The organism is Actinotalea caeni, from assembly GCF_009733795.1.
In the GTDB taxonomy this organism is placed as follows: Bacteria; Actinomycetota; Actinomycetes; order Actinomycetales; family Beutenbergiaceae; genus Pseudactinotalea; species Pseudactinotalea caeni.
In genome coordinates this window covers 14412-38230 of record NZ_WNXX01000026.1, presented here as the reverse complement: position 1 = coordinate 38230, position 23819 = coordinate 14412, and the positions used below count along the sequence as shown (strand labels likewise).

The window sequence follows — 23819 nt, the reverse complement described above, 5'->3', positions numbered from 1 at the left end:
CGCGACCGCGCCGGTGCCGTCCGCTGCCTCGCCGCGCTGCCGTCGGCGCCCTGCCTGCTCGTCGACGACGTCGTCACCACCGGTGCGACGCTGGCCGCGTGCGCGACCGCCCTGGGTGCCGCGGGCGGGCGGGTCGTCGGGGCCCTCGTGCTCGCGCGGACGCCGGCGCCCACCGACGGCGCCGCGACCTCGGCGGCGGCCGGCGGACCCGCCCGGACCGACCGGAGGGCACCGCGGGGACCGGCGACGAACGACCTGCGCGTCGGGACCTTCAACCCGGTGCGGACCCCGCCCGGGTGGTCTAGCGTCGTGCCATGACCTTCGATCCCGGCCTGGCGCAGGTGCGGGGGAGCGGGGGGTGATGCCGACAGCACGAGGGCCGTGCGGGTGGGCCGCACGGTGACGAACTCGCCGGGCTCCCGCAGCTCCGGCACGAGGCTTCACGGAGGATCTGGATCACCATGGACATCGTGGTCGTAGGCCGACACACCGAGGTACCCGAGCGGTTCCGCCGCCACATCGAGGGCAAGCTCGCCAAGGTCGAGCAGCTCTCCCCGTACGCGCAGCGCGTCGACGTGGAGATCACGCACGAGGCGAACCCCCGGATGGCCGACCAGGCCGAGCGCGTCGAGCTCACCGTCCGCGCGCGCGGACCGGTCGTGCGGGCGGAGGCGAGCGCGTCGGACCGGTACGCGGCCCTCGACCTGGCCATGGCGAAGCTCCTCGAACGGTTGCGGCGCAGCCAGAGCCGCCGCAGGTCCCGGCACCGCGGCAACGGTCACGCACCTGCCCCGGTCCCGGCCGACCTCGGCACCCTCGAGGTCGCCGTCGAGGAGGAGCACCAGGAGCCGTTGGCGCCGGGCGTCGCGGTCGAGCAGCAGCTCGGCGACTCCCCGGTGGTGATCCGGCAGAAGGTGCACGACACCTCGCCGATGACGGTCGACGACGCGGTCGCCGAGATGGAGCTCGTCGGCCACCCGTTCTACCTCTTCATCGAGGCCGAGTCGCACCAGCCCGCGGTCGTGTACCGCCGGCAGGGCTGGACCTACGGCGTCATCCGCCTCAACGCCACGACGCAGACGGAGCAGACCGAGCAGGCGGAGCAGGCCGCCAGCTGAGGTGCGGCGTCGCAGCAGGCACCGCGTGTCGGTGCCTGCTGCGACACTGCCGCGGTGACCACGAACGGTTCCGCCACGAACGGTGCCACCAGGATCGATCCCGCCACGGACGGTTCCAGGATCGATCCCGCCGGGACCGGTCCCGCCCCGAGCGCGCCCGCCGTGATCGCTCCCGCACGGCGCAGGCTCACGCTCGCGCAGGCTCGACGCGTGGCGATCCACGCCCAGGGGCTCGCCCGCACCGGCGCGCAGGAGCGCCCCGCGGGGGCGGTGACGATGCGTCACCTGCAGGGCGTGATCGACCGGCTCGGGCTGCTGCAGATCGACTCGGTCAACGTCCTGGCCCGGGCGCACCAGCTGCCCGCCTTCTCGCGGCTCGGGCCCTACGACCCGGCGCTGCTCGACCGCGCGTCGCGGGGCACGCCGTCGCGCCCGCGGCGGCTCATGGAGTCGTGGGCGCACGTCGCCGCCTACGTGCCGCCGACGACCTACCAGGTGCTCCGGTTCCGCATGCGTCACGAGCGCGAGCGCGGGTACGGCGCGACGGTGCGGCAGCGGCACCCGGAGGTCTACGCGAAGGTGCTCGACGTCGTCGCGGAGCGGGGCCCGATCACCGCGGCGCAGATGCACGAGCTGCTCGGCCACGAGCGAGGGCCCAAGGAGCACTGGGGCTGGAACTGGTCGGTCGCCAAGCAGGTCCTCGAGGCCGCCTTCTTCGCGGGCGAGCTTGCGGTCGCCCACCGCACCTCGCAGTTCGAGCGGGCCTACGACCTCACCGAGCGCGTGCTGCCGCCGGCCCTGGTCGACGCCGAGGAGCTCGACCGGCCCGAGGCGGTCGCACGCCTGGTCGACCTCGCCGCGCGTGCGCTCGGCGTCTCGACCGTACGGTGCCTGGCCGACTACTACCGGCTCGGTGCGCAGGAGACGGCGACCGCCGTCGCCCGGCTGGTCGAGGAGGGGCGCCTCGAGCCCGTCGAGGTGGCCGGCTGGCAGCGCCCGACCTACCTGCACGCCGAGGCGCGGCTGCCCCGCAGGACGCGCGCCCAGGCCCTGCTCGCGCCGTTCGACCCGATGGTGTTCGAGCGCCGGCGGCTGCTGGAGCTGTTCGGCATGCACTACCGGATCGGCATCTACACCCCTGCCGAGAAGCGCACCGACGGCTACTACGTGCTGCCGTTCCTGCTCGGGGAGGGGTTCGCCGGCCGGACCGACCTCAAGGCCGACCGCGCCACGGGAACCCTGCTGGTGCGCACGGCGTTCAGGGAGGAGAGCGCTCCGCCGCCGGCCGAGGTGGCCGGAGCGCTCGCCGACGAGCTCCACAGCACCGCGCGCTGGCTCGGTCTCGCGGGCATCGCGATCGCCGACGACGCCCGCGGCGACCTGCTCGACGCGCTGCGCGCGCACCTGTGAGAGCGGGCGGGCCGGGCGCCCGCACGTACGATGGTCGGCAGTCAGTCGCTCATCCCGCACGAACCAGGAGCCAGTGTGGCCATTCTCGATCGCATCCTTCGCATGGGCGAGGGGCGGGTGCTCAAGCGCCTGACGGCGATGACGACCCAGGTCAACGCCCTCGCCGACGTCATGGCCGACCTCACCGACGCCGAGCTGCGCGCCGAGACCGACGCGTTCAAGCAGCGCATCGCCGACGGCACGAGCCTCGACGCGCTGCTGCCCGAGGCGTTCGCGGTCGTGCGCGAGGCTGCGACCCGCACGCTCGGCCAGCGTCACTTCGACGTCCAGATCATGGGTGGCGCCGCGCTGCACCTCGGCAACATCGCCGAGATGAAGACCGGTGAGGGCAAGACGCTCGTCGCCACGCTGCCCGCCTACCTCAACGCGCTCACCGGCAAGGGCGTGCACGTCGTCACCGTCAACGACTACCTCGCCTCCTACCAGAGCGAGCTGATGGGCCGCGTGTACCGCTTCCTCGGTCTGACGACCGGCACGATCCTGTCGGGTCAGAAGCCCGACGAGCGGCGCGCGCAGTACGCCGCCGACATCACCTACGGGACCAACAACGAGTTCGGCTTCGACTACCTGCGCGACAACATGGCGTGGAGCGTCGAGGAGCTCGTGCAGCGCGGCCACAACATGGCGATCGTCGACGAGGTCGACTCGATCCTCATCGACGAGGCGCGCACCCCGCTGATCATCTCCGGGCCCGCCTCGGGCGACATCAACAAGTGGTACGCGGAGTTCGCGCGCATCGCGAAGCGGCTGCGGCGCGAGGTCGACTACGAGGTCGACGAGAAGAAGCGCACCGTCGGCGTGCTGGAGCCCGGCATCGAGAAGGTCGAGGACCACCTCGGCATCGACAACCTCTACGAGTCGCTGAACACGCCGCTGATCGGGTTCCTCAACAACGCGATCAAGGCCAAGGAGCTCTTCACGCGCGACAAGGACTACGTCGTCCTCAAGGGCGAGGTCCTCATCGTCGACCAGCACACCGGCCGCATCCTGCCCGGGCGCCGCTACAACGAGGGCATGCACCAGGCGATCGAGGCGAAGGAGGGCGTGCCGATCAAGGCGGAGAACCAGACCCTCGCCACGATCACGCTGCAGAACTACTTCCGCCTCTACGACAAGCTCTCGGGCATGACCGGCACCGCCGCGACCGAGGCCGCGGAGTTCGCCAACACCTACAAGATCGGCGTGGTGCCGATCCCGACGAACCGGCCGATGGCGCGCATCGACCAGCCGGACTTCGTCTACAAGAACGAGACCGCGAAGTTCAACGCGGTCGTCGAGGACATCGTCGAGCGGCACGCCAAGGGCCAGCCGGTGCTGGTGGGCACGACCAGCGTCGAGAAGTCCGAGCTGCTGAGCAAGCTGCTCAAGAAGCAGGGCGTCCCCCACGAGGTCCTCAACGCCAAGCAGCACGCACGCGAGGCCGCGATCGTCGCGATGGCGGGTCGCAAGGGCGCGGTCACCGTCGCCACCAACATGGCCGGCCGCGGCACCGACATCATGCTCGGCGGCAACGCCGAGCACATCGCGATCGACAACCTCGCCAAGCGTGGCCTCAGCCCGACCGAGACGCCCGAGGAGTACGAGGCCGCCTGGCCGGAGGCGCTCGAGGAGGCCAAGCGCGCGGTCGCGGAGGAACACGACGAGGTCGTCGCGCTCGGCGGCCTGTACGTGCTGGGCACCGAGCGGCACGAGTCCCGACGGATCGACAACCAGCTGCGCGGCCGCTCCGGCCGTCAGGGCGACCCGGGCGAGTCGCGGTTCTACCTCTCGCTCGAGGACGACCTCATGCGGCTGTTCAACTCCGGTCTCGCCGAGCGCTTCATGAACGCGCCCGGCTACCCGGACGACCTGCCGCTGGAGTCGAAGATGGTCTCGCGCGGCATCGCGTCGGCGCAGGCGCAGGTCGAGTCGCGCAACTTCGAGATCCGCAAGAACGTCCTCAAGTACGACGACGTGCTCTCCCGGCAGCGCACCGTCGTCTACGAGGTGCGCCGCGAGGTGCTGCACGGCGAGGACCTGCAGGACAAGGTCCAGGGCTGGATCGGCGACGTCATCGACGGCATCGTCACCGACGCCACGGCCGCGGGCGTGCCGGAGGAGTGGGACCTCGCGCAGCTGTGGACCGACCTGCGGCAGATCTTCCCGGTGTCGATCACCGAGCAGGACGTCATCGAGGAGGCCGGCGGCGTCACGCGGCTGACGCGCGAGCAGCTGGTCGATGAGCTGACCTCGGACGCGAGGCTGGCCTACCAGCGCCGCGAGGAGGAGCTGGGCACCGACGTCATGCGGCAGCTGGAGCGCCGCGTGGTGCTGTCGGTGCTCGACCGCAAGTGGCGCGAGCACCTCTACGAGATGGACTACCTCAAGGAGGGCATCGGCCTGCGGGCGATGGCCCAGCGCGACCCGCTCGTGGAGTACCAGCGCGAGGGCTTCCAGCTGTTCCAGGCGATGAACGAGGCGATCAAGGAGGAGGCGGTCGGCTTCCTCTTCAACCTCGAGGTCCGGCTCCCGCAGCAGGACGGCGAGCAGGCCGCCGACGGGCAGGCCGAGGAGGCCCCGGCGGCCGAGGCCGCGCCGGCACCCGCGGCGGCGCAGCAGGCGGCTGCCGGGAAGAAGCAGGGCCGCCGTGCCGGCGCCCGTGCGATCCCCGCGACGGCGCGACGCCCGGAGGCCGCGTCCGACCCGCTGGGTCTGGGCGGGTTGCCGCAGCGGCCGGCGCAGCTCACGTACTCCGCGCCGTCGGTCGACGGCGACGCCGGCACACGCGTGACCGGACCGGGCCGTGCTGCGGCCGCGAAGCCGGCGGGTGGCGCCGGCGAGGGAGGTGCCGCGCCGGCTGCGGGGGCCAACCGCGAGGCGCGTCGGCGCGCGGCGAAGCAGGCGAAGAAGCGCCGCTGACGGTCAGCGCGCGGACGCGGCGCGCTCCCGGACGCCGTCGCGGGCGGCGGGTGCGTGGGCGCCGTCGGCTCGTCGTGGCCCGCGGGCGCGAAGCGGCCTCGCGAGGGACGCCACCCGCGTGCCGTGCGAGAGTGTCGGTTCAGCCGATCTCCAGCGCGGTGGCGCGCCAGCGACCGCGGTAGACCTCGATGCGGACCGCGGCCGCCCGGACGCGGCGACCGTCGTGCAGCACCACCGACGCCTCGTGGCGGGAGCCGGGGAGCTCGCAGGTGTGCACGCGCAGCACCTGCACCCGGCGCGCGGACGTCGGCAGCGCCTGCGCGAGCCCCGCGCGGCGGCTCATCGACACGTAGAGGTCGTCGGTGAGCCAGCGTGCGAGCTGCGCGGCGGGTCGGGCGCCCAGCAGCACCTCGACGCAGGTGCGCACGAGCGCGCCGCACCACGCACCGGGCTCCGGCAGGTCGACGACGACCGGCTGCGGCCAGACGAGATGGGGTGCGGCGTCGTCGTGGGCGGACGGGCTGCGCTCCGGCGCGCGGAAGGCGATGCGGTCCCACGGGCGCGGACCGTGCAGCCGGGGCGGCCGGGTGCGTGCCGGGGCGGGGACCGTGACGGTGGGCGGCTCGGTCGTGGCGAGCGTGGTCATGCGTGCTCCTCGGTGTCGTGGTCGGGCACCAGCAGCACCTGACCGGGGTGGATGAGATCGGGGTCCGGGCCGACGACGTCGCGGTTCGCCTCGTACCAGGCGGGCCAGGCTCGGGCGACGTCGTCGACGTCGGGGTCGCCCGGCAGCGCGGCCTGCGCGATCGCCCAGAGCGAGTCGCCCTCGACGACCGTGTAGGTCGAGGCGTCGAGGAGGGAGCCCGCAGCGGGCGCGACCTCGACATCGCCTGCCTCGGGTTCCTCGGGTGCCTCGGGCGTGGTGGGGTCGGCGCCGCCGGCCGGGTCGTGGTTCCCGGCGTCGCTCTCGGGCGTGGCCGCGCCGGCACCTGCCCCCTCGCGTGGTGCGGCGGGCGGGCTGCCGTCGTCCTGCGGCGCGGGCTCGGCGGTGGCGCCCCAGCCGAGGTCGTCCGCGACACCGTCGGGCACCGCGGTGGCGGGCGCCAGCACGGCGGTCATCGCGACCAGGGCTCCGCCGCCGGCGACCAGCGCCCGCCGCAGCACGGGGGCGCCGAGCCGGGCGACGTGCGCCTCGAGCCCCACCCACGCCGCACCGGCCGCGCGGGCCGCGAGACAGGCGGCGGCGACGACCGCGGTGACGAGGTACCAGAGCAGCACCGCGGCGCCGACCGCGTGCGCGGCGACGGTGACGGCGTCGTCGACCGTGCGCACCGCGAGCGCACCACGGGATCCGAACGAGGCCGCGAGGAGCAGCAGACCCGCGGCCGAGGCGGCCGCGGCACCCAGCGCGCCGATCGTCCGACCGGTGAGCCGATCGCTCCTCGCGTCCATATCTGTTCCCTAGCGTTGCTGTCGGTTCATGTCAGTTCCTATCAGTCGTGCGCTCTCCTGTCCACCGTCCGGGGTCTGCTGTGGACGCACGGGGTGCCCGCTCGTGCCACGATCCGTAGGGTGGGCGGGTGCGTTGGGACGCCTTGTTCGCCGATCTGCAGGCGCAGTGGGAGGCCGAGCAGCGCAGCGCCGACGACGAGGAGATCCGCGAGCTGGCGGAGGCGGAGGCGGCCGCCACGAGGTTGGGAGACCGCGTGCGGGCGCGCCGCGGCCACCCGTTGACCGTGCGCCTCGTCGACGGGTCCGACCGCAGCGGCGTCGTCGTCGACGTCGCGCAGGAGTGGGTGCTGCTCGCCGAGGGCGAGCGTCGGCACCTGGTGCCGATGTCAGCGGTGGCGCTGGTGTGGCCGCTGGCGGGCGCCGCGCCGCCGCCGGCCGCGGTCGATCGCGGCCTCGGGCTCGGTCACGTGCTGCGCGCGCTGGCGGCGGAGGGGCAGCAGGTGCTCGTGCACACCCTCGGCGGCGACCAGGTCGGGCTCGTCGTCCGCGTCGGGGCGGACCACCTCGACCTCGCGACGCAGGGCGGGGTGCTCGGGGTGCCGTGGGCCGCCCTGACGGGGATCTCCTCGACCTGACGGCGCGTCAGTCGCGGACGGTCTCGCCCCGCAGGCGCTGCTCCTCGACGGCGTAGCGGTGCTCGATGTAGGACTCCAGGGCGCTGCGCTCGACGCGCCAGGTGCCCTTGCCGCCGACCTGGATCGCCCGCAGCTCACCGCTGCGCACGAGCGCGCGCACGGTGGGCAGCGGTACCTGAAGCACCTCGCACACGTCGGCGAGCGACAGGAAACGTGGCTCCATGCCCGCAGTGTCCCACCATCGGCGGCGTCGGCGAAAACGCCGCGGTCCGCGCCTGTGGATGCCCGCGGCAGCCGCCGGAGCGGTGCGTCGCGGGGGTCAGGGGCGGTGGACGGGCCGCCGCGCGCGTGTGGCGGCTGCACTAGTGTCCCTGGCAGACGCGCCGGTCCTGAGGGGGTAGAAGGTGGCCGAGACGAGTGCAGCGCGCATGCGCCGACCCAGCTGGCGTGACCCGAGACTGGGCGTGGGGGTGCTGCTGGTCGTGGCGTCGGTGGTGCTCGGGTCGTGGGCGGTCTCGCGCGCGGACGCCTCGGTCGAGGTCTACCAGGCGCGCACCGCGCTGACGCCCGGCGAGGTCGTGACCGCCGAGGACCTCCAGGTCGTGCAGGTGCGCATGGACGCCGTCGACGACGTCTACCTCGTGCCCGGCTCCGCGCTGGTCGACGGCGCGGTCGTCACGCGCACGGTGACGGCGGGAGAGCTGGTCCCGCTCGCCGCGCTCGCCTCGGCCGACGACGTCGGGCTGCGGCCGGTGCAGGTGCCGATGGACGCAGCGATGCAGGACCTCGTGGGCGAGGGGTCGGTCGTCGACCTGTGGGTCGCGATGCCCGACCCCGCCGGCTCGCAGGGTGCGCTGCTGCCGCCGGAGCCGCTCGTCACGGGTGCGGTGGTGCGTGCCGTCCACGCCTCGAGCTCGGTGTTCGTCGGCAGCGACCAGGTGCAGGTGCAGGTGCTCGTCGACGAGGACGAGCTCGGCGCGGTGCTGGCGGCGCTCACGGCCGACGGCGTCGTGCACGTGGTGCCTCAGCTCGGGGGCGGGGTGGGCTGACCGTGGCGCACGGGGTGCTGGTCGCGCTCACGGGGGACCTCGAGCAGGAGGTGGTCGCGGCCGTCGACCGCACGGCCGACCTCGTCGTCGTCCGGCGCTGCGCCGACGTCGCCGAGCTCGCGGGCGCCGCGCTCGCCGGGCTCGGCTCCGTCGCGGTCGTCGCCGCCGCTCACGAGCCGGACCGCCCGCTGGTGGCGCGCCTCGCGCAGGTCGGCACCGCCACGATCGTCGTGTGCGGCGCGGCCGACCGCGACCGCTACACGGCGATGGGCGCCACCGCCGTGGTCGACGACGCGGGTGCGGCGCCCGTGGTGGAGGCCGTCGCGGCGGCGGCCGCCGTGCTGCCGCTCGTGCCGCCCGAGCCGGCGGCCGAGGCGGCCCCGGCCGTCGAGAGCCCGCCGGGGCGGCTGGTCACCGTCGGCGGTGCGCACGGCGCCCCGGGGCGCACCACCGTCGCGATCAACCTCGCGGCGGAGATCGCCGCGGCGGGTGCGCGCGTGCTGCTCGTGGACGCCGACGTCTGGGGCGCAGCGGTCGCCACCTCGCTCGGCCTGCTCGAGGAGTCCGCCGGGCTGGCCGCGGCCGTCCGCGCCGCCGATCAGGGCACGCTCGAGCCGGCGTCGCTGCTGCGGCTGTGCGCGCGCGTGAACGACCGCATGCTCGTGCTGCCCGGGCTGCCGCGCAGCTCTCGCTGGCGCGAGGTCAGCGGGGCCGGGATCGACGCGCTCTGGGAGCCCGCTCGCAGGCTGGCCGACTGGGTCGTCGTCGAGACCGGGACGTGGGTGCCCGACGACGAGCGCACCGTCGGTCTCGACGCGGTGCTGGGGCCGCGCCGCAACGCGGTCACGGCCTCGGCCACGGCGGCCGCCGACGCGATGGTCACCGTCGGGGCGGCCGAGCCGGTCGCCGTGCAGCGGCTGGTGCAGACCCTCCTCGACCTCGAGGGACGGCAGGGGCTGCCCGCCGAGCGGCACGTCGTGGTGACCCGGGTGCGCACCGACGCCGCCGGCCCTCGCCCGGGCGACTCGGTGCGCGAGGCGCTGCACCGCTTCGCCGGGGTCGCCGACGTGCTGCTGGTGCCCGACGACCGGCCGGCCTGCGACCGCGCCGCGCTCGCCGGCGCCACGCTCGCCGAGACCGCGCCCCGCTCGCCCGCGCGCACCGCGATCGCCGATCTCGCGGCCCGGCTCGGTGTCCCGGCCGCGAGCCGCGGGCGGCGCCGGCGCCGTCGCTAGCAGGTCGCGGCCCGCGCCGCCGTAGGGTCGGCGCATGCGGATCTATCTGCCTGCGACGTCGGCCGACCTCACCGCGCCCGACGGCATCTCCGCCCGCACGGCCCACGCGGTCACCGCGGCGCTGCGCGCCGCCAGCCCCGGCTCGGAGGAGGAGCTGGAGCTGCCGGCGTTCCTCGACGCCGCCGACGCCTCGCTCGCCCGGCTCACGGCCGACGACGTCCCGGTGCGCGTCGTCGTCTCGGCCGACGTCGCGGCGGCCCCCGCCGTCGAGGCCGACGGCGTGCTCACCGCCGTCGAGGCGCCCGACGTGCCCTGGTCCGCCGTCGTGAGCATCCACGTCGACGACCCCGACGACGAGGAGACCGCCGGTCTCGTGCGAGCCGCCGTCGCCGGGGACGAGGACGCGGTCGAGGCGGTCGCCGACCTCGACATGCTCTGGTACGACGCCTCCGAGCGTGCGGAGCTCGCCGCGCGGCTCGCCGACGGCTGACGGCGCCCGCCCTCAGCGGGCGCGTGCCGCCAGCGTCGCGAGCACCTCGTCGTGCAGGTGCCCGTTCGTGGCGACGGCGCTGCCGCCGAACGGCCCGTCCTCGCCGGTGAGGGAGGTGAAGCGGCCACCCGCCTCGAGGACGATCGGCACCAGGGCGGCCATGTCGTAGAGCTCGAGCTCGGGCTCGCACGCGATGTCCACCGCGCCCTCGGCCACCAGCATGTAGGACCAGAAGTCGCCGTAGGCGCGGCTGCGCCAGCAGCGCGACTCGAGGTCGTGGAACTCCTCGTCGAGGTCCGCCGCGGCCCAGCCGGCGAGGCTGGAGTAGGACAGCGAGGCGTCCTCCAGCCGCGTGACGCCGGAGACCTCGATCCGGGTGGCGGCCGAGAGCGAGCGGCCCGTCCAGGCGCCGGAGCCGCGGCCCGCCCACCAGCGTCGGCCGAGCGCCGGTGCGCTCACGACACCGACGACCGGGTCGTCGCCGTCGAGCAGCGCGATCAGCGTCGCCCACACCGGCACGCCCCGCACGAAGTTCTTCGTGCCGTCGATCGGGTCGATGACCCACTGCCGCGCGCCGTGGCCGGTGATACCGAACTCCTCGCCCAGGACGGCGTCGCGCGGCCGGGTGCGCGCCAGCTGGGCGCGCACGATCTCCTCGGCGGAGCGGTCGGCGTCGGTCACCGGCGACGTGTCCGGCTTCGCCTCGACGTGCAGGTCCTGCGCCTTGAAGCGTGCCATCGTCTGCGCGTCGACCTGGTCGGCGATGACGTGGGCCAGGCGCAGGTCGTCGTCGTAGCGCGGCCGCGCGGCGGTGGCGTGCTCCATGCTCGGCACAGTAGTGGAGTCGGCAGGCTCGCCCCGGCAGCCCTCACGGAGTTGACGAGCGCGGGCGCGCCGGGCATGCTCGGGCCCGGGTGCACGCCCTCCACAGCGAAGGAGCTGTCCTCATGGTGCGTACACGTCGTCGTCTCGTCCCCGCGCTCGGCGCGTTGACGCTCGCGGCGGGCCTCGGCCTCGTCGGTGCGGGCCCGGCGCTCGCGGGCGGGCCCGGTCAGGGTCAGGGTCCCGGGAGCGGTGGCGGGCCGGGGGAGTGCCGGCTCGCCGGCTCGACGCTGACCTTCACCGGGGCGCCCGAGCCCGACCTCACCGAGACGTTCACGACCTACGCCGACACGGCGGGCGAGTGGACCGGTGCCGACTCGACGTACTCGATCCCGCTCAAGGGCAACACGATCCTGTGGGTCTTCTCCGACACGTTCCTCGGCGAGGTCGCCGAGGACGGGTCGCGCCCGCTGGACTCGCCGTTCCTCAACAACAGCTTCGTGATGCAGGACCGGCGCGGCGAGCTGTCCACGATCACCGGTCCGGACGACACCTCGCTGATCCCGCAGCCGACCGACGAGCCGCAGGGCTGGTACTGGGTGGGCGACGGGCTGCAGACGCCGCGCGGGGACGTGCAGGTGGTGGCGCTGCGCTACTGGTACGGCGGCGGCGGGCTGTGGGACTTCGGGTTCGACAGCAACCACCTCGCGACCTTCGACCGGACCACGCTGCAGCTGACGAGCCTGACGTCGCTGCCGTCGGAGACCGGTGTCCAGTGGGGCAGCTACGTGGCCGAGGAGAGCACCGGCCGCTACACCTACGTGTACGGCGTCGACGACCAGGGCCTGGTCAAGTCGATGCACGTCGCGCGGGTGCACGGCCGGGACCTCACCAACCACTGGGAGTTCTGGACCGGTGAGGGGTGGTCCGACGAGGAGACCGACAGCGTCGCGGTCATGAGCGGGGTCGCCAACGAGTACAGCGTCAGCCCGTACCTCGACGGCTACCTGCTGATCACGCAGGACACGAACGAGATCTTCAGCCGCAACATCCTCGCCTACACCTCGTGCTCGCCGACCGGGCCGTTCCAGCCCGCCGGCCTCGTCTACGAGATGCCCGAGGTGGGTGCGTTCGGCAGCTACGGCAACCCGAACATCTTCGCCTACAACGCCCACGAGCACCCGGAGCTGCGCACCCGCGACACCCTCTTGGTGACGTACAACGTCAACAGCTTCGACAGCGACGAGCTGTACGAGGACGCCTCGATCTACCGGCCGCGCTTCGTCGAGGTGGAGGTCGACGTCGAGACCCCGCGTCCCGGCCGCCGCTGAGGCCGCCCGCCCGGCTCGCGCCGTCGCCGCGCTCGGCGCGGTGCGAGCCCGGCGGGGAGGGGAATGGACCGGGTGGGACGGTCTGGGTCACGGTTTCGCAACATCGCGTCGGCACGGTTGCGAGATCTAGTGACCTAGTGATTAGATCACTCGCGTGATGACGACGCCCCAGCACCGCTCGACGCTGTCGAGCGAGCTCGCGCAGGGCGTCATGGACATCGTCGCCGAGCAGGGGCTCGCGCCCGGCGACCAGCTCGAGGGCGTCAAGGCCCTCGCGGTCCGCTTCGGCGTGGCCGTCCCGACGATGCGCGAGGCGCTGCGGCGTCTCGAGGGTCTCGGGATCGTCGAGCTGCGGCACGGCTCCGGCCTCTACGTGGGCACGAACGCCGGGCGTCGCGTGCTCATCAACCCGGTGCTGCCGCGCTCCGACCTCGACCAGCTGGTCGAGCTGCTCGAGGCGCGGCTCGCGCTGGAGCCGCAGATCGCGAGGATCGCCGCCGAGATGCGCGACCCCGCCGGCCTCGCGTGGCTCGACGAGGTGCTCGAGGAGGCGCGCGCGCAGGTCGAGGCGGGCGACGACCGGCTCTGGCGCACCAACCTCGACATCCACCGTGCCGTCGCAGCCGCGACCGGCAACGCGATCCTCGCCGAGGTCGTCGACTCGGTCGTGCTGCTGCACGCCGAGGACCAGCGCGCGATCCTCACCCTCCACGGCGACGCCGTCGAGGACTTCGGCGAGCACGAGGCGATCCGCGACCTCCTGGTCGCGGGCGACGCGGAGGCGGCGCAGGTCGCCGTCGCCGATCACCTGGGTCACGTCATCCGGGTCATCCGGTCCCGGGCGGAGAGCGGCTGAGCCGCGCCACCCACCAGCAGCAGGACAACCACGGCCCGGCGGAGAACCGGACGGGTCACCACATCACACGAAGAGGTGCGAGGAATGAAGCAGCACAGGACCAGGGGAGCGCTGGCCGCGGTGGCAGCCGCAGCGGCGCTCGTGCTCGCCGCGTGCGGCGGCGGCGGCAACGAGGGCGGAGGCGGCGGTGGGGCCGGCGGCGGAGGCGGCGGCGGCGACGCCGAGCCCACCGAGCTGGGCTTCTTCACCGACAAGGCCGCGTGGGAGCCGCAGTTCGACGAGATGAACGAGGCGTCGAGCGCGGCGGGCCAGTCGACCCTCAGCTTCACCGGCTACTCGGACGCGGCGGCCTACGACGCCTTCATCAAGCAGGCGTTCCGCACCAACGACAAGCCCGACCTGTTCACCTGGCACACCGGCGACCAGCTCGCCGAGCTCGTCGAGGCGGGTCTCGTGGCCGAGACCACCGAGCTGTGGGAGCAGGCCGTGGCCGACGGCAACGTGCCCGACGGCCTCATCGACAACTACACCTACGACGGCAAGCAGTACTGCGTCCCGCTCAACGTCGTCTACTGGGTCATGTACTACAACAAGGCCGTCTACGACGAGTACGGCCTGTCGGTCCCGACCACCTGGGACGAGCTGATGGCCAACGCGCAGACGCTGGTCGACAACGGTGTCGTGCCCTTCCACCAGATGAACTTCATCTTCGAGTTCGTGTGGTTCCAGACGGTCGTCGTCGGGTCCGACCCGGACGCCTACGTCGGCCTGCAGGACGGCTCGGTCTCCTACACCGACCCCGCCATCGTCGAGGCGATGGAGGTCTGGCACGACATGCAGACCAAGGGCTACTTCATCGACCCGGGCGTGACCACCGACCCGCAGACGCTGCTGCAGACCGGTGAGGTCGCGATGGCCAACTTCGGCACGTTCTTCACCGGCCAGCTCAACGCGCTGGGCATGGAGCCCGACGCCGACTACGGCATCTTCGCGATCCCGAACGTCAACCCCGACCTCGACAAGCAGCAGGCGATCGTCGAGACCGGCCCGCTGTGCGTCGGCGCCGGCAGCGCCAACGAGCAGGCCGCGCTCGACTACAGCGCCTGGTGGCTCGGCGTCGAGGCCCAGGAGGCGTGGACCGACGCGTTCGGCGACGTGTCCTTCAACCCGAACGTCGAGTCGCCCGACCCGGCGCTGACGGCCGTCGTGGAGCAGGTCACCGGACCGGACTTCCAGATCCACAAGCGCTGGCTGGAGGCCACCCCGGTGCCGATCTACACCGTCGCGTCGGAGCAGTTCGGTGCCTTCGTCACCAACAACTCCGACCCGATGACGCACCTGGAGGCGATCCAGGCCGCGGCCGAGGAGTACTGGGCCGACCAGTAGGTCGGACCGCACCGCCGGGGAGCGCGCCGCCGAGCGCGGCGCTCCCCGGCACCCGGACCGGGGTGGGTGGGCTGAACCGTGCACCCAGCCCACCCACCCCACACCACTGCCACCACCCGATCCGCACGCCCGCGGGGCCCGGTCGCTCGACCGACGTGCCCCCAGCAAGGAGTGAGATGACCGCGCCGACCGCACGGCACGCAGAGCTGCTGCCGCGGCAGAGGTCCCGGAACACCTACTGGCTGTCCTCCGCGGGCTTCGTCGCGCCGGCGGTGCTGCTGGCCGCCGTCGTGCTCTACCTGCCGTTCCTCTACACGACGTACATCTCGTTCACCGAGTACAACGGCCTCGGCGACCCCGAGTGGGTCGGCCTCGAGAACTACGTCGACATGTTCACCGACCCGGGGCTCGTGAACTCCCTGGTCAACACGCTCTACTGGGTCGCCGGCACGCTGATCCTGCCGGTCGGCCTCGGGCTGATGATCGCGGTGCTCAGCCACGGGCTGCCGAACGCGACGCTGTTCCGGCTGCCGTTCCTCATCCCGTACGCGATCTCCGGGGTGGCCGTCGGCGTCATCTGGTCGTTCATCCTGCAGACCAACGGCGCGCTCAGCCAGGTCGTCGGGTTCTTCGGCGTCGACGCGCCGCGCTGGCTGCTCGACTCGCCGCTGAACACCTTCGTCATGATCGTCGCCTCCACCTGGCAGGGCGCGGGCGTCAACGCGCTGCTGTTCGGCATCGGCCTGCAGTCGATCCCGAAGGAGCCGCTCGAGGCGGCCCGGGTCGACGGCGCCTCCGGCTTCACGCTGTTCCGCACGATGACGTGGCCGATGCTGACGCCGCTGACGACCGTCGTCGTCGGGCTGAGCATCGTCGGCTCGCTCAAGACCTTCGACATCGTCTGGGGCATGACCAAGGGCGGTCCCGGCGGGGCGTCGGAGACGCTCGCGCTGACGATGTTCAAGGAGACCTTCCAGAGCAACCAGTACGGGTTGGGAGCCGCCGTCGCCGTCTTCCTCACCGTCGTCACGGTCGCCGCCTCGATCATCTACCTCAGGCGCCAGCTGGCGCCGGGACGGAGCGCCTGATGACCGCCGCCACCCCCGTGGTCCGGCGCCCCCGTACCTCGCCGGGCGTCGTCGTCCGCCAGGTCGTGCTCGCGATCCTCGGCGTGATCTGGCTGGTGCCGGTGTACCTGCTGCTGGCCAACGCCTCCAAGCGTCCGGAGGTGTTCGGCGAGTACTCGGTCTGGCAGCCCGGCGACCTCGGCGGCCTGCTGAGCAACATGGCCGACGCCTGGGGGCGGGGCCGGCTCTCGCTCGGCACGCTGTCGACCGCGCTGTACGCGATCGCCTCGCCCGCGCTCGCGGTGCTCGTCGGCGCGGCCGCCGGTTTCTCGATCGTCGCGCTGCGGCTGCGCCGCGGGTTCTTCTGGTTCGTGCTGATCTTCACCAGCACGGTCTTCCCGCTGCAGATGATCCTCATGCCGCTGTTCATCGGCTACGCCTCGACCGGGCTCTACAACACCCGGACCGGCATGATCCTCGTGTACACGGTGATCTCGGTGCCGTTCTCGGCGTTCGTCATGCGCAACTTCTTCAGCGGCATCGCCCACCACGTGTTCGAGGCCGCTGTCGTGGACGGCGCGTCGCCGTGGCGGATCTTCTGGAGGATCTACCTGCCGATGTCGGGCCCGGCGCTGGTCGCGATCTTCATCCTGCAGGCGACCTTCATCTGGAACGACCTGCTGCTGGGCCTGACGCTGTCGCAGTCCGAGACCGTGCGGCCGGTCATCGCGGCGCTGTCGGCCCTGCAGAGCACCTACGGGGGCTCGGCGATGTCGACCGTGCTCGCGGGTGGCCTGCTGGTCTCGCTGCCCACGGTCGTGCTGTTCCTGGCCACGCAGCGGGCGTTCACCCGCGGGTTGTCGCTCGGTCAGTTCTGAGCGCCCCGCCACGCACGTACGAGGAGAGAGACGAGGTCATGACCGAGACGACATCCGAGGCCACCCGGCCCGCGCCGGTGCTGGTCACCGGCGCCGCCGCCGGCATCGGCGAGGCGGCCGCGCGCCGGGTGGCCGCCACGGGCGCCCGCGTCTACGCGCTCGACCGGGACGGCGACGCGCTCGCCCGGCTCGTCGAGCAGCTGCCCGACGCGGTGCCGCTCGTGGCCGACCTGGCCGACCCGGACGCGGTCGCCGCCGCCTTCGCGGCCGTCGCCGCCGACGGCGGCCGGCTGGCGGGCCTGGTGTGCGCGGCCGGTGTCCAGAGCTACGGCACGGTCGACGCACCCGACGCGCGTGCGACCTTCGACCGGACCTTCGACGTCAACGTGCGGGGCGTGTTCCTCGCCGCGCACCACGCGGTGCCGATGCTGCGCACGAACGGCGGCGGGTCGATCGTGGTCGTGTCCTCCGTGCAGGCCTACATGGCCCAGCAGGGCGTCGTCGCCTACGCCGCCACCAAGGGTGCGCTGCTGTCGATGGTGCGTGCGATGGCGGTCGACCACGCGCACGAGGGCATCCGGGTGAACGCGGTGTGCCCCGGCTCGGTCGACACCCCGATGCTGCGGTGGGCCGCGGCGGAGTTCGCAGGGCCCGAGCACGTCGAGGAGACGGTCGCCGAGTGGGGTCGCTCCCACCCGATCGGCCGGGTCGCGCAGGCGTCGGAGGTGGCCGAGGTCATCGAGTTCCTGCTGTCGAGCCGGGCGTCGTTCGTCACCGGCGCCGACGTCAAGGTCGACGGCGCGCTGACGGCGGGCAACGCCGTCGTGCTCCCCGAGAGCGACACCGCGGAGGCTGACCGATGAGCTCGGGCATGAGGATCGTCGACATCCGCGCGACCACCGTGACGGTGCCGCTGGAGGCGCCGCTGCGGCACTCCAACGGCGCGCACTGGGGCCGGTTCGTCCGCACGATCGTCGAGGTCGAGACCGACACCGGCCTGATCGGGCTCGGCGAGCTCGGCGGCGGCGGCGAGAGCGCCGAGGCGGCGGTCCGGGCGCTGCTGCCCTACCTCAAGGGACACGACCCCGCACAGGTCGAGGCGCTGCGCTGGATGATCGCCAACCCCACCGCGAGCCTCTACAACAACCGCACCCAGCTGCTCGCGGCGGTCGAGTTCGCGTGCCTCGACCTGCTGGGCCAGCACTCCGGACTGAGCGTCACCGACCTGCTCGGCGGCGCCGTCCGGGACGAGGTCGAGTTCGCGAGCTACCTGTTCTTCCGGTTCCCCGGCCCGGACGGCACCGGCGAGGTCCGCACGCCCGACCAGCTCGTCGCGGAGGCGCGGCGGCTGAAGGAGGCGCACGGGTTCCGCGTCCACAAGCTCAAGGGCGGCGTGTTCCCACCCGCCTACGAGCTCGAGTGCTTCCGCGCGCTCGCCGAGGCGTTCCCCGACGACAAGGTCCGCTACGACCCCAACGGCGTGCTCAGCGTGGGGGAGTCGATCTGGTTCGCCGAGCGCATCGCCGACCTGAACAACGACTACCTCGAGGACCCGGTGTTCTCGCTCACCGGCATGCGCCAGGTGCGGGAGAACACCTCGATCCCGCTGGCCACCAACACCGTCGTCGTCAACCCCGAGCAGCTCGCGGCCAACGTCCGTGACCCCGCCGTCGACGTCATCCTGCTCGACACCACGTTCTGGGGCGGCATCCGCCCCTGCGTGCGGGCGGCCGGCATCTGCGAGGCGTTCTCGCTCGGCGTGGCGGTGCACTCCTCGGGCGAGCTCGGCATCCAGCTCGCGACGATGCGCCACCTCGGCGCGGTCGTCCCGAACCTCGTCTACGCCGCCGACGCGCACTACCACCACCTGCGGCACGACATCGTCGAGGGCGGCCTCGTGCCGTACCGGGACGGCCGCATGACGGTCCCGCAGGGTCCCGGCCTGGGTGTCACGCTCGACCGCGACGCCGTCGCGGTCGCCGCGGAGCGCTACCAGCGCCTCGGCGGCTACCCCTACGACCGCGACCCGGCCCGGCCCGGCTGGTACGCGATGCTGCCGAACACGCGCTACGCCGACCCCGAGCAGGGCGGCATCCCGCCGGCGCTGGAGGAGGCCTACGCGCTGTGGGACGAGCAGTGAGCGAGCAGCCTCGGGCGAGGCGCTGATGCTGGTCGACATGCCGCTCGCGCAGCTGCGCGAGTACCGCTACCCGCGGCCCGCGCCGCCGGGGCTGCGCGGCTTCTGGGGCGAGACCCTGGCCGCGGCGCGCGCTGCCGCCGGTGACGTCGTCGCGGAGCCGCTCGCGCACCCGCTGCGCACGGTGACCGTCCACGACGTCGCGTTCCCCGGCTTCGGGGGCGAGCCGGTGCGCGGCTGGTGGCTGCTGCCGCCCGAGCCCGAGGGCGTCGTCGTGGAGTACCTGGGCTACGGCGGTGGCCGCGGCCTGCCGCACGAGCGCATCCTCTGGGCCAGCCACGGCTACGCGCACCTGGTCGTCGACAGCCGCGGCCAGGGCTCGATCTGGAACACCGGCGACACGCCCGACCCCCACGGCAGCGGCCCGGCGACGCCGGGCATGCTCGCGCGCGGCATCGACGCGCCCGAGACGCTCTACTACCGCCGGCTGCTCGCCGACGCCGTCATGGCCGTCGACGCCGTGGCGCACCTGCCCGGCGCAGCGGGCCAGCCGGTCGCGGTGGTCGGGCACAGCCAGGGCGGCGCGATGGCGCTCGCGGCGGCGGCGCTGCACGACGGCGTGGCGGCGGCCTTCGCTCGCACGCCCTACCTGTGCGGCATCGCCCGCTCGGTCGAGGTGACCGACGCCCAGCCCTACGCCGAGCTCGCCGGCTACCTCGCGACGCACCGGGACCGGGCCGAGGCCGCGCTCACGGTGCTCGACCACGTCGACATCGCCCACCTGGCTCCCTGGATCACCTGCCCGACGATGGTGACCGTGGGGCTGGGCGACCTCATCTGCCCGCCGTCGGGCGTCTTCGCCGCGATCAACGCGATGGACCCGCCTCCCGAGGTCGTCACGTGGCCCTACAACGGCCACGAGGGCGGCGGCGCCCACGACGACGCACGGCTCGCCGTCTGGCTCGACCACCACCTCAGAGGAGACTCATGACCACCGTCCCGACCTGCGCCGACTTCACCTCGGCGCGGATCGTCGACCGCTTCGACGACATGATCAACCCGCCGGGGCTGACCAACCACTGGGCGACCGCGCAGGTCGACCACGACGTCGTCGCGGTGCGCAGCCTCAACGTGCCGCCGGTCGCGCAGGGCGACACGATCACCGGCCAGCTCTACCTCGGCGGCCGGCTCGCCCGCTCCTACGGGCAGCCGGTCGCGACGACGTGGCGGCCGGACCGCGTCGAGCGGACGACGACGATCGACGGGCTGGAGATCGCGACCGTCACCGTCTGCCCGCCGGACGAGCCGGCGGTCGCGGTGCGCATCGAGGTCCGCAACCTCGGCGACGCGCGCACCGCCCGGTTGGGGCTCTGGCTCGCGTCGACCGTGACCAGCCGGCCGCGCTGGGCGCGCGCCGAGCTGCCGCAGGCCCCGAACGTGCTGCGCCGGGAGGGGCTGACCGTCGTCGGGACGCCGGACACCGACACCGAGGTCAGCAGGTCGTCCTTCGGCATCCAGCTGCAGGAGGGCGACGCGCCCGCGGCGAGCGTGCAGAGGCTGCTGGCGCCGGCCGAGGCGCGCGAGCTCGCGGGCGGCCCCCGAGTCGTCGAGGTCGAGCTCGACCTGGCCGCGGGCGGGACGGCCGTGCTCGGCTACGTCCACGCGATCGCGGCCACCGAGCAGCAGGCGCGCGACGCCGTCGACCGCATCGCGGCGGACGGGCCCGGGCTGGACGGCGTCGTCGCGGCCTCGGAGGCCGCGTGGGACCGCCGGCTCGCGGGCCTCTTCGACCCCGACGACGACACCTTCTCGGGGTCGATGCCGGTCCTGGAGACGAGCAACGACGCGCTGCGCACGCTGTACCGCTGGGGCGCGATGGGCGTGCTGTGGTTCATGCGCGACAACCCCGCCTCGGTGCTGGGCCGCTCCTACGACACCCTGATGCCGCGGTACTGGGCGACGACGACGTTCATCTGGGACTACTCGCTGTCGTCGCAGACCCACGCGATGCTCGACCCGGCGCAGATGCGCCGCCAGCTCGCGCACTGGATCAGCCTCGACATCGAGAAGCACTTCGGCACCGAGTGGCTCACCGGGAGCCCGGTCGGCTACTGGTACTCGGTCAACCACTACGCGATGACCCGGCTGGTGCGCGACTACGTCGCGTTCACCCAGGACCGCGCGTTCCTCGACGAGGTGTTCGCCGACGCCGACGGCAACGAGCGTCGCATCGCCGACCACGTGCGGGCGTGGGCGCGGGCGTGGCAGCACCTGCGCGGCCCGGGCGGGCTCGCCGACTACGGCGGCATCGACAACCTGCTCGAGTGCGTGTCGAGCTACACCCACGAGATCGCGAGCCTCAACGCCGCCAACGTGTGGTGCATGCGCGCAGCGGCCGAGCTCGTCGAGATGGAGGGTGGCGAGGGCGCCGAGGCGGAGGCCGCGGCCCTGCGCGCCGACGCCGAGGACCTGCTCGCGAAGGTGCGCGACCTCTACGTCCCGGGCGCGGGCTTCTTCCACACCAGGCAGCCCGACGGGTCGCTCGAGGAGACCCGTCACTGCTACGACTTCGCGACGGTCGGCACCACGATCGCCGACGACCTTCCGGAGGACGTGCGCGCCGAGATGGTCCGGTTCTTCGACACCGAGCTGCGCACGCCGTCGTGGCTGCGCGCGCTGTCGGCGCACGACCCCGACGCCGGGTACTCGCTGCGCGCCGACCACCAGTGGAACGGCGCCTACCCGGCGTGGCCGCCGGACGCGGCGCGCGCGGCGATCGCGCTCGGCGGCGCCGACGTCGTCGCGCAGTGGCTGCCCGGGCTGGCGCGCAGCACCAACCAGGGACCTCCCGGGCAGGGCCACTTCGTCGAGGAGGCGGCCGACCCGGTCGAGGGCGGCGCGCGCAAGGCGCCGCCGCAGTGGCCGTACCTGCTCGACTGGTCGTGCTCCTCGGCGGGCTCGTTCAGCGAGCTGGTGATCTCCGGCGTCTTCGGCGTCGAGGTCGGCTGGGACGGCACAGTGACGGCGTCGGGCTGCCTGGACGCGATCGACCCGGGCGCGCGGCTGCTGGGCCTGCGCGTGGGGGACCGCGTCTACGACGTCGACGCGACCGGCGTGCACGAGCGCACGTCGCAGCAGCAGGACGACCGGGCGTGACGAGGGAGGAGCGACGATGTCCGACGGCACCGAGGTCCGCGAGGTCACGATCGAGGGCGGCTGGCCGGCCCTGGAGCTGGCGACGGCGCAGGCGCGCGTGCAGCTGATCCCCGAGCTGGGCAGCGACATCGTCTCCTTCGTCGACGTCCGCACCGGCGTCGACGTGCTGTTCCGGGTGCCGTGGGGCGTGCCGCCGCGCAGCACCGGCCCGTTCAGCGCCGCCACCGAGACCGAGTGGGGCGAGCGGTTCCCGGGCGGGTGGAACGTGCTGTGCCCGAACGCGGGCGCCGCCACCCCGGCGCCCGGCGGCACCGTGTGGGGCTTCCACGGCGAGGCCGCGCTGCTGCCGTGGACGGTCGTCGGTCACGGGGTCGAGGGCGACCGCGCCTGGGCCGAGCTGACGGTCCGGCTGATCCGGGCACCGTTGCGGCTGCACCGCCGGGTCGAGCTGACGGGCTCGGCGCTCGCCGTGACCGAGACGCTGACGAACCTCGCGCCGGTCGAGCTCGAGGTGATGTGGTCCCAGCACCCCGCGTTCGGTGCGCCGCTGGTCGCGCCCGGCACCCGGATCGAGACCGGCGCCCGCACCACCGAGACCGACGACACGATCACGGGCGGCGACCTGGTGCCCGGCCGGCGCGCCTCCTGGCCGCACGCACCCGGGGCGGACGGGTCCGACGTCGACCTCTCGGTCGTCCCCGACCTCCGGACCGCGCGGCTGGTCTACCTCTCCGACTTCGACACCGGCTGGGCGCGGCTGGTCAACGACGAGCTCGACCTCGCCGCGCGGCTGGAGTGGGACACCTCGGTGTACCCGAGCGCGTGGCTGTGGCAGGAGCTGCACCACACGCCGGGGCACCCCTGGTGGCAGATGGCCTACGTGACCGCGATCGAGCCCGGCACCACCTACCCCGGCCAGGGCCTGGCGGTCGCGAAGCAGAAGGGCGGTGTCCCGCTGCGCCTCGCCGGCGGCGAGGAGCGCACGGTCGTCGTCGGGCTCAGCACCGAGAGGGCGGACGCATGACGGCGACCGGTCGGGTCTTCTTCGACGGCACGACGAGCCGCCCGCAGCTCGACCACCCCGAGTGCGTGGCGGTCGCGCCGGACGGCGCCGTCTGGTGCGGCGGCGAGCGCGGCCAGATCTTCCGGATCGAGCCCGACGGCTCGGCGATGGAGCAGGTGGCGACGACCGACGGGTTCGTGCTCGGCATCGCGTTCGGCCCGCAGGGCGAGCTATACGCGTGCGACCTGCGCCACCACGCCGTGTTCCGGCTGCCGGCCGGCGCACGCGAGCCGGAGCCGTTCGTCACCGGCATCGAGACGCCGAACTTTCCCTGCGTGGCACCCGACGGCAGCGTGTGGGTCACCGACTCCGGCAGCGCGGAGGAACCGACGGGGACGATCCACCGGTACGGCCCGGACGGCGTGGGCGGCGTGTGGGCGCCGGGACCGTTCCACTTCGCGAACGGGCTCGCGCTGGTCGGCTCGGAGCTGTTCGTCGTCGAGACGTTCGCCTCCCGGGTCTCGGCCGTGACGATCGGTCCCGACGGCGCGGCCGGCGCGGTCCGCGAGGTCGCCCGGCTGGCGCCCGGCACGCTGCCCGACGGCATCGCGCTCGGGCCCGACGGCGCCCTGTACGTCGGGTGCTACGAGCCGAGCCGCGTGCTGCGGGTCGACCTCGCCACCGGCGAGGCCACCACCTGGCTGGACGACCCGACGGCGCACCTGCTGTGCCACCCGACGAACCTCGCCTGGCGCGGCGACCAGCTGTTCACGGCCAACCTCGGCCGGTGGCACGTCACCCTCGTCGAGGGGTCGCCCACCGCGTGACAGGGCCTC

The 23819-nt window shown here is 73.6% G+C and carries 23 protein-coding genes; 19 read left to right on the top strand and 4 right to left on the bottom strand.

Annotated features, from left to right (window positions below):
* The 4 genes from GPA02_RS16595 to secA form a co-directional block, all read left to right on the top strand.
* On the top strand, window positions 1-318 hold a 318-nt coding region (locus tag GPA02_RS16595), incomplete at its 5' end, for a phosphoribosyltransferase family protein (RefSeq protein ID WP_275689733.1).
* Between the two features lie 143 nt (window positions 319-461).
* Window positions 462-1118, top strand: a complete 657-nt coding sequence (gene hpf / locus GPA02_RS16590) for a ribosome hibernation-promoting factor, HPF/YfiA family (RefSeq protein ID WP_156201557.1) — start codon at window positions 462-464, stop codon at window positions 1116-1118.
* A gap of 210 nt (window positions 1119-1328) precedes the next feature.
* Entirely contained in the window at window positions 1329-2528 is a 1200-nt protein-coding gene (locus tag GPA02_RS16585) for a winged helix-turn-helix domain-containing protein (protein ID WP_240134103.1), read from the top strand.
* A gap of 30 nt (window positions 2529-2558) precedes the next feature.
* Entirely contained in the window at window positions 2559-5486 is a 2928-nt protein-coding gene (secA, locus tag GPA02_RS16580) for a preprotein translocase subunit SecA (protein WP_156201556.1), read from the top strand.
* 139 nt (window positions 5487-5625) lie between these two features.
* Here the strand turns inward: secA and GPA02_RS16575 are convergent, their stop codons facing one another.
* Together GPA02_RS16575 and GPA02_RS16570 are read right to left on the bottom strand one after the other, a co-directional pair.
* Window positions 5626-6132, bottom strand: coding sequence for an Rv3235 family protein (locus GPA02_RS16575; protein ID WP_156201555.1), 507 nt, complete (start codon window positions 6130-6132; stop codon window positions 5626-5628).
* Complete coding sequence (locus tag GPA02_RS16570; protein ID WP_156201554.1) at window positions 6129-6938, bottom strand: LysM peptidoglycan-binding domain-containing protein; 810 nt, start codon at window positions 6936-6938, stop codon at window positions 6129-6131. Before GPA02_RS16570 ends, GPA02_RS16575 begins: the two co-directional genes overlap by 4 nt.
* 128 nt (window positions 6939-7066) lie before the next feature.
* Between GPA02_RS16570 and GPA02_RS16565 the strand changes: the two genes are divergently transcribed.
* Window positions 7067-7573, top strand: a complete 507-nt coding sequence (locus GPA02_RS16565; RefSeq protein WP_156201553.1) for a hypothetical protein — start codon at window positions 7067-7069, stop codon at window positions 7571-7573.
* Window positions 7574-7580: 7 nt separating this feature from the next.
* On the opposite strand, the gene GPA02_RS16560 is transcribed toward GPA02_RS16565, so the two are convergent.
* Complete coding sequence (locus tag GPA02_RS16560; RefSeq protein WP_156201552.1) at window positions 7581-7796, bottom strand: helix-turn-helix domain-containing protein; 216 nt, start codon at window positions 7794-7796, stop codon at window positions 7581-7583.
* Window positions 7797-8001: 205 nt separating this feature from the next.
* Between GPA02_RS16560 and GPA02_RS16555 the strand changes: the two genes are divergently transcribed.
* From GPA02_RS16555 to GPA02_RS16545, 3 genes are read left to right on the top strand one after another with little or no spacing between them, the layout of a single operon-like run.
* Window positions 8002-8622, top strand: a complete 621-nt coding sequence (locus GPA02_RS16555) for an SAF domain-containing protein (RefSeq protein ID WP_156201551.1) — start codon at window positions 8002-8004, stop codon at window positions 8620-8622.
* A gap of 2 nt (window positions 8623-8624) precedes the next feature.
* Window positions 8625-9857: a CpaE/TadZ family protein gene (locus GPA02_RS16550; RefSeq protein ID WP_156201550.1), complete on the top strand. Its 1233-nt coding sequence runs from the start codon at window positions 8625-8627 to the stop codon at window positions 9855-9857.
* 34 nt (window positions 9858-9891) lie between these two features.
* Window positions 9892-10347 (top strand): DUF6912 family protein, encoded by a 456-nt coding sequence (locus tag GPA02_RS16545; RefSeq protein WP_156201549.1) that lies wholly within the window; start codon window positions 9892-9894, stop codon window positions 10345-10347.
* A gap of 12 nt (window positions 10348-10359) precedes the next feature.
* On the opposite strand, the gene hisN is transcribed toward GPA02_RS16545, so the two are convergent.
* Window positions 10360-11172, bottom strand: a complete 813-nt coding sequence (hisN, locus tag GPA02_RS16540) for a histidinol-phosphatase (protein ID WP_156201548.1) — start codon at window positions 11170-11172, stop codon at window positions 10360-10362.
* A 122-nt stretch (window positions 11173-11294) separates the two neighbouring features.
* Here hisN and GPA02_RS16535 point away from each other — a divergent pair, with 122 nt between their 5' ends.
* The 11 genes from GPA02_RS16535 to GPA02_RS16485 all read left to right on the top strand — a co-directional run bounded on the left by GPA02_RS16535 (window position 11295) and on the right by GPA02_RS16485 (window position 23810).
* Window positions 11295-12500: a DUF4185 domain-containing protein gene (locus GPA02_RS16535; RefSeq protein WP_156201547.1), complete on the top strand. Its 1206-nt coding sequence runs from the start codon at window positions 11295-11297 to the stop codon at window positions 12498-12500.
* Between the two features lie 157 nt (window positions 12501-12657).
* Complete coding sequence (locus GPA02_RS16530) at window positions 12658-13356, top strand: FadR/GntR family transcriptional regulator (RefSeq protein WP_156201559.1); 699 nt, start codon at window positions 12658-12660, stop codon at window positions 13354-13356.
* 84 nt (window positions 13357-13440) lie between these two features.
* Complete coding sequence (locus GPA02_RS16525; RefSeq protein WP_156201546.1) at window positions 13441-14742, top strand: ABC transporter substrate-binding protein; 1302 nt, start codon at window positions 13441-13443, stop codon at window positions 14740-14742.
* Between the two features lie 176 nt (window positions 14743-14918).
* A complete protein-coding gene (locus tag GPA02_RS16520) occupies window positions 14919-15830 on the top strand; it encodes a carbohydrate ABC transporter permease (protein WP_156201545.1) in 912 nt (303 codons plus the stop codon).
* On the top strand, window positions 15830-16687 hold the full coding sequence (locus tag GPA02_RS16515) for a carbohydrate ABC transporter permease (RefSeq protein ID WP_156201544.1): 858 nt from the start codon (window positions 15830-15832) through the stop codon (window positions 16685-16687). The genes GPA02_RS16520 and GPA02_RS16515 overlap by 1 nt, the downstream gene beginning before the upstream one ends.
* A gap of 38 nt (window positions 16688-16725) precedes the next feature.
* The gene (locus GPA02_RS16510) at window positions 16726-17550 is read left to right on the top strand and encodes an SDR family oxidoreductase (protein WP_156201543.1); all 825 of its coding nucleotides are present in this window, start codon (window positions 16726-16728) and stop codon (window positions 17548-17550) included.
* 8 nt (window positions 17551-17558) lie between these two features.
* Window positions 17559-18827, top strand: coding sequence for an enolase C-terminal domain-like protein (locus tag GPA02_RS16505; RefSeq protein WP_156201542.1), 1269 nt, complete (start codon window positions 17559-17561; stop codon window positions 18825-18827).
* A gap of 25 nt (window positions 18828-18852) precedes the next feature.
* Window positions 18853-19815, top strand: coding sequence for an acetylxylan esterase (locus GPA02_RS16500; protein WP_156201541.1), 963 nt, complete (start codon window positions 18853-18855; stop codon window positions 19813-19815).
* Window positions 19812-21980, top strand: coding sequence for a glucosidase family protein (locus GPA02_RS16495; RefSeq protein WP_156201540.1), 2169 nt, complete (start codon window positions 19812-19814; stop codon window positions 21978-21980). Before GPA02_RS16500 ends, GPA02_RS16495 begins: the two co-directional genes overlap by 4 nt.
* Before the next feature lie 16 nt (window positions 21981-21996).
* The gene (locus GPA02_RS16490; protein WP_156201539.1) at window positions 21997-23004 is read left to right on the top strand and encodes an aldose 1-epimerase; all 1008 of its coding nucleotides are present in this window, start codon (window positions 21997-21999) and stop codon (window positions 23002-23004) included.
* Entirely contained in the window at window positions 23001-23810 is an 810-nt protein-coding gene (locus GPA02_RS16485; protein ID WP_156201538.1) for an SMP-30/gluconolactonase/LRE family protein, read from the top strand. The genes GPA02_RS16490 and GPA02_RS16485 overlap by 4 nt, the downstream gene beginning before the upstream one ends.
* Window positions 23811-23819: the final 9 nt, after the last annotated feature.